The organism is Planomicrobium soli (genome assembly GCF_003014655.1).
Lineage (GTDB): Bacteria > Bacillota > Bacilli > Bacillales_A > Planococcaceae > Planococcus > Planococcus soli_B.
On the sequence record NZ_PYAT01000023.1, the window covers coordinates 1 to 15,604 of the forward strand.

General features: G+C 43.2%; 16 protein-coding genes. All 16 read left to right on the plus strand.

The genetic code is table 11. The features are described from left to right. On the plus strand, window positions 1-165 hold a 165-nt coding region (locus B0H99_RS16940; protein ID WP_181313583.1), incomplete at its 5' end, for a transposase. Between the two features lie 235 nt (window positions 166-400). Then, on the plus strand, window positions 401-1,750 hold the full coding sequence (locus B0H99_RS16945; protein ID WP_106534873.1) for an acetyl-CoA carboxylase biotin carboxylase subunit: 1,350 nt from the start codon (window positions 401-403) through the stop codon (window positions 1,748-1,750). Next, a complete protein-coding gene (locus B0H99_RS16950; protein ID WP_106534874.1) occupies window positions 1,747-1,962 on the plus strand; it encodes an acyl-CoA carboxylase biotin carboxyl carrier protein subunit in 216 nt (71 codons plus the stop codon). The genes B0H99_RS16945 and B0H99_RS16950 overlap by 4 nt, the downstream gene beginning before the upstream one ends. A 30-nt stretch (window positions 1,963-1,992) precedes the next feature. Next, window positions 1,993-3,543 carry an acyl-CoA carboxylase subunit beta gene (locus B0H99_RS16955; protein ID WP_106534875.1) on the plus strand — a complete coding sequence of 517 codons (1,551 nt, stop codon included), beginning with the start codon at window positions 1,993-1,995 and terminating at the stop codon, window positions 3,541-3,543. 78 nt (window positions 3,544-3,621) lie between these two features. Continuing rightward, complete coding sequence (locus B0H99_RS16960; RefSeq protein ID WP_181313700.1) at window positions 3,622-4,479, plus strand: ketopantoate reductase family protein; 858 nt, start codon at window positions 3,622-3,624, stop codon at window positions 4,477-4,479. 3 nt (window positions 4,480-4,482) lie between these two features. After that, window positions 4,483-4,872, plus strand: coding sequence for a DUF3397 family protein (locus B0H99_RS16965; RefSeq protein WP_106534877.1), 390 nt, complete (start codon window positions 4,483-4,485; stop codon window positions 4,870-4,872). Window positions 4,873-5,110: 238 nt separating this feature from the next. After that, window positions 5,111-6,730, plus strand: coding sequence for a bacillithiol biosynthesis cysteine-adding enzyme BshC (gene bshC, locus B0H99_RS16970; protein ID WP_106534878.1), 1,620 nt, complete (start codon window positions 5,111-5,113; stop codon window positions 6,728-6,730). Between the two features lie 148 nt (window positions 6,731-6,878). Then, window positions 6,879-7,310, plus strand: coding sequence for a division/cell wall cluster transcriptional repressor MraZ (gene mraZ / locus B0H99_RS16975; protein ID WP_106534879.1), 432 nt, complete (start codon window positions 6,879-6,881; stop codon window positions 7,308-7,310). 21 nt (window positions 7,311-7,331) lie between these two features. Further along, entirely contained in the window at window positions 7,332-8,270 is a 939-nt protein-coding gene (rsmH, locus tag B0H99_RS16980; protein ID WP_106534880.1) for a 16S rRNA (cytosine(1402)-N(4))-methyltransferase RsmH, read from the plus strand. A gap of 12 nt (window positions 8,271-8,282) precedes the next feature. Continuing rightward, on the plus strand, window positions 8,283-8,642 hold the full coding sequence (ftsL, locus tag B0H99_RS16985; RefSeq protein ID WP_106534881.1) for a cell division protein FtsL: 360 nt from the start codon (window positions 8,283-8,285) through the stop codon (window positions 8,640-8,642). Beyond that, window positions 8,639-10,969 carry a penicillin-binding protein gene (locus B0H99_RS16990; protein ID WP_106534882.1) on the plus strand — a complete coding sequence of 777 codons (2,331 nt, stop codon included), beginning with the start codon at window positions 8,639-8,641 and terminating at the stop codon, window positions 10,967-10,969. Before ftsL ends, B0H99_RS16990 begins: the two co-directional genes overlap by 4 nt. Before the next feature lie 60 nt (window positions 10,970-11,029). Further along, window positions 11,030-11,998 carry a phospho-N-acetylmuramoyl-pentapeptide-transferase gene (gene mraY / locus B0H99_RS16995; RefSeq protein ID WP_106534883.1) on the plus strand — a complete coding sequence of 323 codons (969 nt, stop codon included), beginning with the start codon at window positions 11,030-11,032 and terminating at the stop codon, window positions 11,996-11,998. Continuing rightward, window positions 11,999-13,363 carry a UDP-N-acetylmuramoyl-L-alanine--D-glutamate ligase gene (murD, locus tag B0H99_RS17000; RefSeq protein ID WP_106534884.1) on the plus strand — a complete coding sequence of 455 codons (1,365 nt, stop codon included), beginning with the start codon at window positions 11,999-12,001 and terminating at the stop codon, window positions 13,361-13,363. Between the two features lie 19 nt (window positions 13,364-13,382). After that, complete coding sequence (locus B0H99_RS17005; protein ID WP_106534885.1) at window positions 13,383-14,168, plus strand: cell division protein FtsQ/DivIB; 786 nt, start codon at window positions 13,383-13,385, stop codon at window positions 14,166-14,168. Then, window positions 14,146-14,871, plus strand: coding sequence for a DUF881 domain-containing protein (locus B0H99_RS17010; protein WP_106534886.1), 726 nt, complete (start codon window positions 14,146-14,148; stop codon window positions 14,869-14,871). The genes B0H99_RS17005 and B0H99_RS17010 overlap by 23 nt, the downstream gene beginning before the upstream one ends. A 16-nt stretch (window positions 14,872-14,887) precedes the next feature. Beyond that, complete coding sequence (locus B0H99_RS17015; protein WP_106534887.1) at window positions 14,888-15,604, plus strand: DUF881 domain-containing protein; 717 nt, start codon at window positions 14,888-14,890, stop codon at window positions 15,602-15,604.

Below are 15,604 nucleotides of genomic sequence, written 5' to 3' on the forward strand. Positions count from 1 at the left end.
CTGCGCAGCCAAACCATTGAAAGAAGCTTTGCGGATGCCAAAGAACTCCATGGCTTTCGCTACGCAAGACGCCGAGGGCGTCCGTCTGTCCAAGAGCAGGCTTTCCTGACAGCCGCCACGCAAAACATCAAAAAAATGGCCCTCCTTCTGGCAAGGAGGGCGTAAAAATCGGAAGTTTTCTTTTCTTTTGATGAACAAATAAGTTCTTATCTTATATCAAAGGGTTACTCAACACTCTGAGGATGAAGAGTTTACTCTTCATCCCTTTTTTAAAGCGTAAAAACTATGGAACTAAAAGAGCAATAGGACTAAATGCAAAAAAGTTTGAACAATAGTTGAAATCGCTTACAAAAGTCGTATATGCTAGAAGGGGGAGAAAATCACAGGGGGTATTTCTTATATGAAAAAAATCCTGATTGCGAACCGCGGCGAAATTGCACGGCGCATTATCCGTACGTGCAATCGCCTAGGAATCGATACGGTTGCGATTCATTCAGAGGCTGATGGGGATCTGCCTTATGTCAGTGAAGCAACTGAAGCTGTTCTGATCGGGCCGAATCCGGTGGTACAGTCATACTTGCAAATGGATAAAATTATTGAAGAAGCAAAAAAGCGAAATGTTGAAGCGATTCATCCAGGATACGGGCTTCTGTCCGAAAACGCTCAGTTTGCCCGTAAGGTAACTGAAGCCGGAATAGTTTTCATCGGACCGGAAAGTTCTATCATTGAAAAGATGGGCGATAAAATTGAATCGCGCAAAACCATGATTGAAGCGGGAGTTCCTGTTGTGCCAGGAACCGAAGAAGGCACGCGGACACTTGAGGAAGCTTTAGAAGCTGCTGCAGGGCTTGGATACCCAGTGATGCTTAAAGCAAGCAGCGGTGGAGGCGGAATCGGAATGGTGCGCTGTGAAGATGAGCAAGCGCTCAGTCAGCAATTTGCAGGTGTAAAAAATCGGGCGAAAGCTTATTTCGGTGACGACGTCGTCTTTTTGGAGAAATTCATTTCAGATGCACGGCATATCGAAGTGCAGATTTTCGGAGACCATCATGGCAACATAGTTCATTTGTTTGAGCGCAACTGCTCAGTGCAACGGCGCAATCAAAAAGTGATTGAAGAATCGCCGTCACCGCATTTACCGCAAGATGCAAGAGAAAGGCTATGTGCTGCTGCAGTGAAAGCGGCGGAAGCAGTCCGTTATACCAATGCCGGAACGGTTGAGTTCATTGTGGACAAAAACAATGATTTCTATTTTTTAGAGATGAATACACGTCTACAAGTCGAACACCCGGTAACGGAAGAAGTGACAGGGTGGGATTTGGTTGAATGGCAGTTGAAAGTAGCCGCTGGCGAAGCTCTGCCGCAGCAAGAAACCATTGGATCAAAAGGGCATGCAATAGAATACCGCATTTATGCGGAAGACCCGAAAACGTTCTTACCATCTCCTGGAAAACTGGGAAAAGTTGTATGGGGAAAAGGTGCTCGCATCGAAACTGGTTATGAAGAAGGGAATTCTGTAACCCCGTTCTACGATCCAATGATTTCCAAAATCATTATTCAAGGAGCGGACCGGGTGGAAGCTTTAGCAAAATCGCAGAAGTTTTTCGCTACTGCTGAAATAACAGGATTAAAAACAAACATTGCCTTATTCAAAAATTTTATTGAATCACAGGAATTTATATCCGGTGAATACGCGACAGCCGTATTGCCGCAATGGATGGAAAAGACAAAGGAGGAAAAAAAGATATGACAGCACTTAAAGCATCAATGGCAGGGACAGTATTAAATATATTAGTAGCAGAAGGCGATGCGGTAACAGCGGGCCAAGCTGTTATTACGATCGAATCGATGAAAATGGAAATTCCGATTGAAGCTGAAGTTGGCGGCAAGGTCGAAAAAATCCATGTGGAAGTCGGTAGTTTCGTCAACGAAGAAGACACATTGTTAACACTGGGAGAATAATTACCAAGCTCAAGCAAAGGGGGCCATATTATGACAAAAACAAGCGAAACAACAGGGTATAATGAACGGTTGGAACAAAAATTAGCGACAATTTTCGCCGGGGGCCATCCAAAATACCATGAAAAGATGAAAGAAAGCAACAAGCTTTTTGTCCGCGACCGCCTGAATTTATTATTTGATGGCGGAGAATATGTGGAAGACGGCCGTTTTGCAAATGTTGAAGCAGGGGATCTGCCGGCAGATGGCGTTGTTACAGCCATCGGAAAAATCAATGGCGAAACGGTGTGCGTCATGGCCAACGACTCGACTGTCAAAGCAGGTTCATGGGGATCACGCACTGTTGAAAAAATCATTCGCATTCAAGAAACAGCTGAAAAGATGCAAGTGCCGATGCTTTATTTGGTGGATTCGGCTGGAGCCCGTATTACAGACCAATTGGATATGTTTCCAAACCGTAGGGGTGCGGGGCGGATATTCCATAACCAAGTGAGAATGTCTGGCATGGTTCCGCAAATCTGTTTATTGTTCGGACCTTCAGCTGCGGGCGGGGCATACATACCGGCATTTTGCGATATCGTCATTATGGTCGAAGGAAACGCTTCTATGTATCTAGGGTCTCCGCGCATGGCTGAAAAAGTTATCGGCGAAAAAGTGACACTTGAAGAAATGGGTGGAGCCCGCATGCATTGTTCAGTGAGCGGTGTAGGCGATGTGCTCGTTGCTACAGAAGAAGAAGCGATTTCGGAAGCTCGCCGCTACTTGGCTTATTTCCCTGCTAATTTTGCAGTCAAGCCGGAAAAGGTGGCAGGGACAGTGGCAAAAGCAGGACGGTCGCTAGAAGCAATCATTCCGGAAAACCAAAACGCTCCTTTTGATATGTACGAGCTGATCGATCAATTGATTGACGAAGGCAGTTTCTTTGACATTAAAAAGCTATTTGCTGGGGAATTGATTACCGGGCTTGCCCGAATCGACGGCCAAGTGATTGGCATCCTAGCAAATCAGCCGAAAGTCAAAGGCGGCGTGTTGTTTGGCGATTCCGCCGACAAAGGAGCGAAATTTATCAATCTTTGCGATGCGTTCTCTATTCCGCTCTTGTTCCTAGCTGATGTGCCAGGATTCATGATTGGAACAAAAGTAGAGCGCGCAGGAATCATCCGCCACGGTGCGAAGTTTATCGCCGCCATGAGTTCTGCAACGGTGCCGAAAATATCAGTCGTCGTTCGCAAGGCATATGGAGCTGGTTTGTACGCTATGGCAGGCCCGGCTTTCGAACCGGATGTTTGCATCGCGTTGCCGACCGCGCAAATTGCGGTAATGGGTCCAGAAGCGGCAGTCAATGCAGTTTACTCGAACAAAATCGAAGCGATCGAAGATCCAAAAGAACGCTTAAAGTACGTACAGCAAAAACATCAGGAATACAAAGAGGAAATTGATATCTATAAATTGGCTTCTGAATTGATCATTGATGAAATTGTAGCTCCGCATGAACTTCGGAAAGTTCTTTCACAGCGGTTTGCATTCTACGAGACAAAAGATTTGCCGATGCCGTATCGAAAACATGGAGTTTTTCCGGTATAATAAAACCAAACGAGAAGTCTGCCGTTTTCGGGCAGGCTTTTTTAAATGAAAATTTGTGGAAAGAGAGGGGGATGTTTAATGGAATTCGTCGTTATCGGCGCAGGAGCTGTTGGCTTGCTGACTGCTTCTTTGTTGAAAGAAGCAGGAAATAAAGTCCAGCTTGTTACAAGGAGAGAAGTACAAGCAAGGCAGATCACTGATCATGGCGTAGTCAAAGGCGCAAACCGTTACGATATAAAAGCAACCACAAGCTGGAAGTCTATTCCGCCAGAAGCTTATATCCTTGTAGCAGTAAAATATGAAGGTTTAGAAACAGTACTCCCCCTCTTTCAAGAACAAGCGCAGACCAATCCCGTTATTTTCTTGCAAAATGGCATGCTGCATATTGAAGCTATTAAAAAGCTGCCTCAAAAAAATATTGCAGCGGCTAGTGTAGAGCATGGGGTCGTAAAACTAAGTGATCATGAAATCCGCCACACAGGACAGGGGATTTACAAAGTTGCCTTATTGAAAGGCGAAGAAAGGGTATTTCTGCCGCTCGTATCTTTGTCTGGGATTCATATGGAGTGGCATGCCGACGCTGATCGATTGCTGTTCCGCAAAGTGCTTCTGAACACATTGATCAATCCGCTCACTGCTTTAATGAAGCTGAAAAATGGAGAATTGCTAACCAATCCATATGCTTTCGAGTTGTTGGAAAGATTATATAGGGAATTAGCGGACGCGTTTCCCGAAATGGAAGAACTGTTGCCGTTTAATGAGGTGTCAGCTCTCTGCACTTCTACTTCCAGTAATACATCTTCCATGCTTGCAGATAAACTGGCAGGCCGGAAAATGGAACTGGATACGATTTTGTTGTATACGCTCAACCGCTCCCAAAAAGATTTGCCGATATTGCGTTCATTGTATCAGTTATTAAAATCAACCGAGGTATAAGTGATGACTATCATACAGACTTTAGGAGCGGTTTTCATCTTTGCTCCATTTATCGCATTTATTTTAATATTTTTTGCTGCCCGTAAAACTTTGAACCGCAGAGCATTCGAAGTGGCCGCAGATTTTACAACTTTGCTATTGTTTTTTGCTATTCCTGTAATGATTTATGCGATATGGAATTATGAAGCTTCGGCTGTTGTTTGTTTTATTGCAATATTGCTGGCCATTGGCTTTCTCATTGTCGAATGGAAAAAAACAAAAGAAATTAAAGTACTCGCTTATTTTCGAAAAACGTGGCGCCTCTATTTTCTAGTCTTGACGTTCGCTTATTTCATTATTTGGATAGCGGGTTTTGCATTTACAGTTAGTGAATTTTTGTTGGACAGCTTTTAACCGAGAAATTGGGATGGTGCAATGGGGAATAGGCCATGCTGCGCGAGTGCATGAAGCACTGCTAAAGCAGTTCGGCGTATACTCGGCAGAACACTAAAGGCAAATACTTCAAAGAAACTAAAGAATGCAGAAGCAGAACGGCTGTTTCCATATCTTTTTGCAAGCCAAAATTTTTTTCAAGTTTGTTTTGGTCTGCTATAGTAAAAGTGAATGTAAAGGGAAAAGGGGACTTTTTTTCATGAGGTTAGAAGAACAATACGCAGCTCCACCAAGTAAATTGATGAAGGATTACATAAATGGCGAGCATACAATTCGCCGTTATTTTTCATATGAGCCGCTCCAATCGGAGTTCGAAGCACGCCTTAATAAGCTTCGCTCCCATTCGGCAGATAGAAAAAAGCTTAGTGGAATCATCAGTGGTTATATGAAACCAAATGGCATTTCCGAAACGGCAGCAGCTCATTTGAACGATTTTGAAAATGGGGCACCCGTTGTGGTTACCGGTCAGCAGGCAGGTCTTATGTCAGGACCGCTCTATACCGTACATAAAGCGATTTCTGTAATTCTATTAGCGAAACAAGCATCTGAACAGCTAAATACAAAAGTTGTTCCGCTTTTTTGGATTGCTGGAGAAGACCATGATTTGGCCGAAATCAGCCACTTGTATCGTGAAGTAAACCATAGGGTGGAAAAGTTGAATTTTCCGCATGCGGAATACGGGAAACATTCTGCCTCAACCGCTATGTTGAACAAAGAAAAAGTCCGCTCTTTTCTAGAGGAGTATTTTCGTGGTCTGCCAGAGACTGAGCATTCTAAAAGCCTTCATGGGCTTGCCTTCTCCTATTTGGACAATTCGGCAACGTTTACTGATTTCTTTTCGGCAATTTTGAATTACTTTTTCAAAGAAGAAGGTTTGCTTTATATAGATGCGGCTTGTCCGGAACTACGCGCATACGAAGCGCCTTATTTCGTGAAAATGATCGAGCGGTCGGAAGAAATTGCAGCAAGTGTTTATGAGACTGAGCAGGCTCTTGTGCAGGATGGCTATAGCGCAGTTATCGGCGTGGAGAAAAATGCCGCCAACCTTTTTATTACAGTTAATGGTGAACGGATTTTACTTCAGCGCGAAAAAGGTGTGTTTACTGGCAACAACGGTTCGGTGTCATTTACCTATGAAGAATTGGTGGGAATTGCTAAAACGTCTCCAGATCTTTTGAGTAATAACGTCGTTACTCGTCCGCTCATGCAGGAAATGGTTTTTCCTGTTTTGGCCTTTGTTGGTGGTCCAGGGGAAATTGCTTACTGGGCAGCATTCAAAGGAGCTTTCAACTTGCTGGACATGGAAATGCCGGTTGTGATGCCACGCTTGAATATGACATTAATCACGCGGCAAACAGAATCTTTATTAACAAAATACAACCTTACTTTCTTGAATGTCGTAAACGAACACAAGGTAACGGCCTTGAAAGCTGAATTAGAAGAAGCCATTCGTGAAAAAAAGGCGGAAGCGCTTATTGAAAGCCTACAGGAAAAATTGGCAGTTGAATACGAAGAAATCAAAGAACAGTTTTCACTCATTAGCAAAGGCCTGACGCCGATCGTCGAGAAAAACCTGCAAATTCATTTGAAACAACTGACTTTCCTCAAGCATAAGCTTCAAGACGAAGTGATGCTGCAGCATAGCACGCAGTTCAATCACTATGCAATGATCGAAAATGAGTTGTTGCCAAATAGTGGTTTTCAAGAGCGTATTTATAATCCATTCCCTTATCTGAATTTATACGGTTTGGACCTGGTAAAAGATATATTGAAATTGCGAATTTCATATGACAAAAATCACAAAATAATCTACTTGTAACACGCTAAAGTCTGCCTCGGCAGGCTTTTTTGCGTCTCAAGAAGACATTTTGAGATTTAATTATGTAACATTCATGAAATATTTCAAAAACAAGTGGTGAGAAGTGGGGGATTGTGGTACATTAAGTACAATAAGTGGGGTGAAGGGAATGTTCATGGGCGAATATCAACATAGCGTTGATGCAAAAGGTCGATTAATTATACCGGCTAAGTTCCGTGAACAGCTCGGAGAGAACTTTGTCATTACCCGAGGCTTGGATCAATGCTTATTTGGCTACACAATGGATGAATGGAAGAAGATCGAAGAAAAGCTGAGAGAGCTGCCGGTCACAAAAAAAGACGCACGTGCATTTACCCGTTTCTTTTTCTCGGGAGCTACGGAAGTGGAACTCGACAAACAAGGGCGTGTCAATATTCCTTCAACATTGCTAACATACGCGCAACTTAAAAAAGAATGTGTCGTCCTAGGAGTGTCCAATCGTTTTGAGATATGGGCAAAAGATGCCTGGGAAGGCTACTTCGCTGAATCTGAGGATTCGTTTAACGACATTGCAGAGAATTTGGTGGATTTTGATTTTTAACAATTGGACGGAGGGATTGGATTGTTCGACCACACTACGGTTTTACTCAAAGAAACTGTTGATGGACTGAACATTCGCCCTAACGGTATTTATGTGGACTGCACGCTTGGCGGAGCAGGACACAGTGAATATTTGGTTCAGCAACTTTCGGATGAAGGTCATCTTTATTGTTTCGACCAAGACACAACAGCGATCATGCATGCAAAAGAAAGACTGCAAAACTACTTACATAGGATCACGTTTATTCACGCGAACTTTAAATTCATCAAAGAAGAGCTTGCCTTGCGGGGCATAGAGAAAGTGGACGGCATACTGTATGACCTCGGCGTTTCTTCTCCCCAGCTCGATACTCCTGAAAGGGGATTCAGTTACCACAATGATGCCCCTCTTGATATGCGAATGGACCAGTCAGCTGAATTAAGCGCTTATCATGTTGTTAATGATTGGCCGTATGAAGATCTAGTGAGAATATTTTACCGTTATGGCGAAGAAAAGTTTTCAAAACAGATAGCACGAAAAATAGAAGCGGCAAGAGAGAAACAGCCGATTGAAACGACCGGACAATTGGTCGAATGCATAAAAGATGGAATCCCTGCTTTTGCAAGGCGAACGGGTGGACACCCAGCAAAACGAGTGTTCCAAGCTATCCGCATTGCAGTAAACGATGAACTGGGAGCAGCTGAAACTTCCTTGCAAAATGCCCTTGATTTATTGGCAGTCGGCGGGAGAATCAGTGTCATCACCTTCCATTCGCTAGAGGACAGGCTTTGTAAAACAATTTTTAAAGAAGCGTCATCATTGCCGGAATTGCCGCCAAATATGCCGATGATACCAATTGGAATGGAACCGCTTATGAAATTGGTTACAAGAAAGCCTATTCTTCCTTCAGAAGAAGAGCTGGCAGAAAACAATCGATCGCGCTCAGCAAAACTGCGTATAGCAGAAAAAATAAGAGAGTAAGGACGTGTTCAAATGGCGTTGAATGCTATGAAAGAAACCTACATACAACAGCCGGCCGTTCCTCAAAATCCGGATCGGCAACCGGTACGTAAAAAAAGTTCTATTACAAAAGGCGAAAAAATTTTGTATCTGTCATTTATAGCCGCATTAGTTATGTGCGCGTTAATGGTGCTCCAAAACCAATCCGCTATTCAGTCATCTACACAAGAGATTCAAACAATAGAACGATCAATCGATGAAAAAGTGAAACAAAATACAGATTTGTCGGTACAAGTAAAAGATCTGTCTTCATATGAGCGCATTTGGTCAAAAGCTAAGGAGCTTGGTCTAAAATTAAATGGGCATAATGTAAAGGTAGTGTCAGGACAATGAAAAAAAAGTTTCGATTTCAATGGGGAGCCTTTCTGCTATTTATGTTATTTGCAGGGCTCTTTTTCCTTTTATTCGCCAGAATTGTAACTATTCAGGCAACGGGACAAGTGGAAGGGCAGGAATTGGCGGCCAAAGCTGCAGCCAAATACAGCCAAGAACAAGTATTAAAAGCTGAACGCGGCCGTATTCTTGACAGGAATGCCGAAGTGATAGCAGAAGATACGTTGACATATAAATTAGTCGCAGTTTTGTCTGATTCGGCGACACAAAAGCCAAGCAATCCGCGGCATGTTATAGATATAGAGAAAACCGCCGATGTGCTGTCAGAGCATTTAACTGCTTCTAGGGAGACCATTTTGAAAATCTTGAAAAACGGAGTCGAAAAAGGCTTGTATCAAGTTGAATTTGGGTCTGCCGGCAGGGAGATTAGCCATACAAAGATGAAAGAATTGGAAGAAGAAGGGCTCCCTGGTATTTTATTTGTAAATGATTTAAAGCGTCTTTACCCGAACGGCGCATTTGCTTCCCATTTGATTGGCTTTGCCATGAAAGAAGAGCTTGATGGTGGGCAATTGGTTACAAAAGGGAAAATGGGTCTTGAAGCGATCCATGATGGGGTGTTAACTGGAAAGAACGGGAAAATGGAATTTAATACAGATAAATGGGGGTATTTGCTGCCGAATAGCGAGTCGGCAGTAACACCAGCAGTTGATGGATCAGACGTGCAATTAACACTTGATAAGACGTTGGAGAACTTTCTGGAAGATGCCATGTCGACCGTTCAGAAAGAATATACCCCAAAAAGAATGATTGCGGTTATTGCCGACCCGAAAACCGGAGAGATATTGGCTATGTCGCAACGTCCGACTTTCAATCCGAATACACGTGAAGGTTTATCTGACAACTGGTTGAACGAAAGCATCGAGCTTACGATAGAACCAGGTTCTCCGATGAAAATGTTTACTGTGGCTTCGGCTATTGAAGAAGGAAAGTGGGATCCGGATGCAACATATAAATCTGGAACTTATAAATTAGGCCCAGATGTTATCGGTGACCATAATAGTGGAAGAGGTTGGGGAACCATTACCTTCCTGGAAGGAATTCAGCGCTCCTCGAACGTTTCCATGGCTTATTTGCTCGAACGGATGGGCAAAGAGAATTTCTTGAAGTACATTGATGCATTTGGCTTCGGCGAAAAAACAGGTATTGACTTGCCTCACGAAGCGTCAGGAAAAATATTGGATAAGTACGCGAGCAATGTTTTAACATTGACGTACGGCCAGGGCTCGACTGTTACGCCGATTCAACTGATCCAGGCTGCATCAGCGATTGCTAATGATGGTGTCATGATGAAGCCTTATGTGATCGACCAAATCAAAAACCCGGATACAGGAGAAGTAACTCTTAAAAGCGAGCCTGAAGAAGCGGGACAGCCGATTTCCGCTGAAACAGCTAAAGAAGTACGCGAGATTCTTGCTTCCACTGTTACTTCAGAACACGGTTCAGCAGCAGGATTTGCGCTTCAGGATTATTCCAGCGCAGGCAAGACCGGTACTGCTCAAATTCCGGGTGAAGACGGCCGGTACATGACGGGACGAAACAACTACCTTTTCTCTTTCCTTGGCATGGCGCCAGCGGAAGATCCGAAGCTGCTGATTTACATCGGTGTTCAACAGCCGAATTTGCCGGCGAATGAATACGGTTCTGTTCCAGTTTCAAAAATTTTCACTTCGGTTATGGAAAACGGTTTGAAACATATGAACATTGAGCCGGAAGATATGGAAACAGCCAAGACTGTGGAATTGGATGACTATAAGGATAAATCGGCAAAAGCAGTTGCAAAAGAATTAGCAGGCAAAGGTCTTAATGTTGTCTTAACAGGTTCGGCCAGTAAAGTTGAAGGCCAATATCCTGCCTCAGGAGAAGTGGTATTGGAAAACGAAACAATCATCCTTAAAACAAGTGGTACGACTGTTTTGCCAGATTTTACCGGATGGTCGAAACGTTCGGTGCTTGCTTATCAAGCATTAAGCGGCACATCGATTCAAATTGTCGGACAAGGGTTTGCAGTTAGCCAAAGCTTGTCTAAAGGCTCTAAAGTTTCACAAGAAGATCCAGTGGTTATTCAACTGCAGACCCCAGAGGATTCATATAAAGTGAGAATGAAAGACGGCCCTGAAGGGGTTCCGTCAGCAGAAAGCGATACAACAGCTGACACAACAGAGGCACCTGCTGAAGAAGCGGCTGCCTCTGCTGGAGAAGCTGCCGGTGAAGCAACGGAGGAAACAACTGAAGAACAAGAAAGTGAAGTAAACACAGAAGAATAAATACGATAACAAATAAAAGAAGACACATCTGGTTGATATCGTCTATAAAGGAGCTCTCAAATGAACACTGATATGTTGCTTGGTTTTGGATTTGCCTTAGTTTTAACTGTAATTTTAATGCCGCTTTTCATTCCTTTGCTAAAAAGAATGAAGTTCGGCCAAAGTATACGTGAAGAAGGCCCGCAATCGCATATGAAAAAAACAGGCACCCCGACAATGGGTGGCCTAGTATTCTTGATTGCCATCATCGTCACAACTTTGGTAGTGGCACTAGTCACTGATTTATTGACGTCTGAAATCATGATTTTATTGCTGGTTCTCTTCGGGTTCGGCTTGATCGGATTTTTGGACGACTTTATCAAAGTTGTGTTAAAACGCAATCTTGGTTTGACTTCTCTTCAAAAGCTTGTAGCGCAAATCGTTATTGCTGTCGTCTCGTTTTTCTTGCTGAACAGCATTGATTTCGACACAGCCCTATCAATTCCGTTTACTTCAATTTCGATCGAGTTGTCAGGACTATATGTCTTGTTCCTTATTTTTTGGCTTGTTGGATTTTCAAATGCAGTAAATCTAACAGATGGGCTTGACGGCTTAGTGGCCGGCACGGCATCAATCGCATTTGCGGCATTTGGTGTTTTGGCTATATTCCAGGACAAAATGGGAATTGCCTTGTTTACTTTTACCGTAGCAGGCGCATTGATCGGATTTCTGGTATTTAACAAGTATCCCGCAAAGGTCTTTATGGGAGATACCGGCTCACTTGCGTTAGGCGGTGCGTTGGCTGTCGTTTCTATTTTGCTGAAACAGGAATTTTTGCTATTGATCATCGGATTGGTTTTTGTGCTTGAAACCCTATCAGTCATTCTTCAAGTGGGCAGTTTCAAGTTGCGTAAAAAACGCATTTTCAAAATGAGCCCAATTCATCATCATTTCGAACTAAGCGGTTGGTCTGAGTGGAAAGTTGTAACTGTATTCTGGCTTGTCGGCCTTGTTGCAGCAGTTATCGTCGTTTCTTTGGAGGTAGTGTAGATGAAAAAATTAAAAGAAGTATATCAAAAGAAAGTATTAGTTCTGGGTCTGGCAAAAAGTGGTTTTACTGCTGCGCGCCTGCTTCATAAATTAGGAGCTTTCGTTACAGTCAATGACTCGAAGCCGTTTGAAGAAAATCCGGAAGCCCAAGAATTATTGAATATGGGCGTCACCGTTATTTGCGGCAGACATCCCGAAGGACTTCTTGAAGAAGGCTTTGAAATTGTCGTGAAAAACCCGGGTATTCCGTATACAAATATCTTGATCCGCTCAGCTTTGGAAAAAGAAATACCTGTGTGGACAGAAATCGAACTGGCTTACTTGATCAGCAAGGCGCCATTTATCGGCATTACTGGTTCAAACGGTAAAACAACTACAACGACATTATTGTTCCATATGTTGAACCAAGATAATAAAAAGCCTTTGATTGCAGGGAATATTGGAACAGTAGCAAGCGGAGTCGCTGAAAAAGCAACACCGGAAAACGTTATTGTAACTGAATTGTCTTCTTTCCAATTAAAAGGGACGATTACATTCCGCCCGCATATTGCCATTATTACCAACATATATGAAGCGCATCTGGATTATCATGGATCCGTCGAGGATTACACAGCTTCTAAGATGAAAATCACGCAAAATCAAACTTCTGATGATTATTTCATCTATAATGCCGATCAACCGATATTGGTTGATCATGCTGCAAAATGTACAGCACAAGGCATTCCGTTTACTTTGAAAGGCAGAACAGAACACAGCATCAGTGCTGATGACAAATTTGTCTATTGGCAAGGGGAAAAATTAATCGAGCGATCAAAAATTATGTTGGGGGGCCAACATAATCTAGAGAATATATTGGCGGCCACAGCCGCTGCCCTCTTATGGGGTGGCACCAAAGAAACCATTATCCGCGTATTGACGTCCTTTACTGGGGTTAAACACCGGTCGCAATTTATCGTCAATTGGAAAGGCCGCAAGTTTTACAATGATTCGAAAGCAACAAACGCATTGGCAACAAAAAGCGCACTTGAAGCTTTCCCGGGCCAAATTGTCTTGTTGGCTGGAGGATTGGAGCGCAATCATTCACTTGAAGAATTGCGTCCGTATATGGATCGCGTAAAAGTACTGGTTACTTTTGGAGAAACTGCGGAACGGTTCGCCGCTTTTGCGAAAGAATGCGGTGTGCCAGAAGTTGAAAAAGCAGGTCTTATGCAGGATGCAGTCGAGAAAGCGATCCATCATTCAGAAAGTGGTGACACTATTTTGCTTTCGCCTGCTTGTGCAAGCTGGGATCAGTATGACAGTTTTGAAATTCGGGGCGATGCATTTATCGATGCAGTAAAGCAATTAACAGAAGCGAACGAATAATAGATAAGGAGCAGCGAATATGGACAAAGTGATTGATATCGAAGAACGCATCCCGACGCTTCGTGAGCGGCGGAAAAAAAGAACCAATCGCAAGTTCGTGGCTCTGCTTGTTATTTTTCTCGTCTTTCTTGCCATTCTTTATTACAGCCAGTCAAGATATAGCGAAATACAGGACATTACAGTTAAAGGCGCTGTTGTCTACGAAAAAGAAAGTTACTTGAAAGCCAGCGGCTTAGTAGTCGGCAACTCAATGTGGTCTTTTAATGAGTCGGCTATTGAAGAACGCTTGAACGATTTGGAATGGGTCGATGAAGTGACAGTCAAGAAAAAGTGGCTGACTGGCGTAGAAATCAGCATTGTTGAATTTGGAAAGGTCGGATACTTGGAGCGGGAAAATAGTTACCAATTGGTTTTGTCCAACGGCTATGCGGTAGAAAAGCCGGTTCCGGCCATTGATGGTCCGATTTTTACGAATTTCGAAGACGAAAAAGTTCGAACACAATTGGTTGCGCAATTAGCTGACACCAACTCAGAGGTTTTTAACTTGATTTCACAAGTGATACTGTCTACAGAAGAAACAGACACATCTTATGTGAGATTGTATATGAATGATGGAAATGAAGTCCATACCATTTTAAGTACGTTGGCGGAAAAGCTGAATTACTATCCATCTGTGATTGCCCAGCTTAAGGACAGTCAAAAAGGTGTGATCGACATGGAAGTTGGAATCTTCTTCCGTTCCTATGACGACGTATACGGTCCTTCAAAGGAAGGAGTCGAAGATGAAGAAATTACACCTGAATAATCGAGCCAAGTGGAGCAAGTCCATTATTTTTTCTCTCGTGTTTTTAGTTCTTGGGTTTATGCTTTCTTATTCGTATAGCTTGTCAAAATCCCAGGAAGAAACAGGGGATTTTACTGGCGGCGCATTTTTTGAGCAAGAAGAACAGTATCGAAAAGAATTGATTGAACAGCAGGAGCGCAACAAAGCACTGCGCGAAGAGCTAGGAGAAAAACAAGCGGCAGTCCAAAAATTTGAACAATCCTTCTTAGAAGGGGAGAGCCATGAAACAGATTTCGCGAAAGAAGCAGAAGCGCTTCGCCACGCTCTTGGATTGCTTCCGGTCCAAGGCAGCGGTTTGGTGGTTACACTTCAAGATGGAGCATACAATCCGGATTCAGTAAATCCGAACGACTATATTGTGCATGAAAGCCATATTTTTCAGGTCATTAACGAACTTTACATTTCTGGAGCGGAGGCCGTTTCCATTAATGGCCAACGCATTCATGCTAATTCGCATATCGTATGCACAGGTCCTGTTATTACCGTCGATGGAGTGCAATATCCAGCTCCGTTTATTATATCGGCTATCGGAAAACCGGATGTTCTGGCTTCTTCTATGAAACTTGCAGGCGGTGTCATGGATCAATTGGTCAATGATAATGTAGTGGTCACGTTGGATGAGGGCCAGACCATTTCCATGCCTGCATTTTTAACAGAATCGTAATCAAGGGAGGGGTTGCATGAGAAAGAAAATCTTTTCCCGGTTCTCAATCATTTTATTCATTATTGGTTTAATGATGGCGGTCCAGTACAACACGGTCAATGAACCTGATTCCCGGGATACGCGGGATGTTTGGGCGATTAGGCAAGAGCTTTCTGTTGAAAAAAAGCGCCACTCTGAGCTATTATCAGAAATTGGCCAGCTTGATAATACACTTGATAAGTACGAAGCAGCATCTGAAGAAAGTCCGGAACAAGCTTTAAAAGAAACAGTCGAAGAGCTGAGGAGTTTGGCCGGTTTAACAGAAACAACCGGCCCTGGATTTGAGGTTGTGATTGAACCTTCTCCAGAAGCTGTAGCGTTCGGGCAAACTATTGAAGGCATTTCACCAGATTTGCTGATCCGGTTTTTAAATTCTATCAATTCATTCAACAACTTAGAAATGTCGATTGATGGGAACCGGCTTGTTAATACGTCGGCAATACGTGATATCAACGGCAAGACAACGGTAAATACCAAGCCGGTTCAAACTCCGCCGTTTACTGTAAAAATTGTTGCGGGAACAATGGAAGATGCAGAAAAGCTATCCAATTACTTGTTATCTTCTCCGCTGTTGGATGATTTTTATATCGACGATTTGGCTGTCACAGTATCAGAGATAAAGGAAGATATGGTGATAGAAGCGTACGATGGCAAAATCAGCAATCAGTATTTGAAAGATACAGGAGGGGAATAA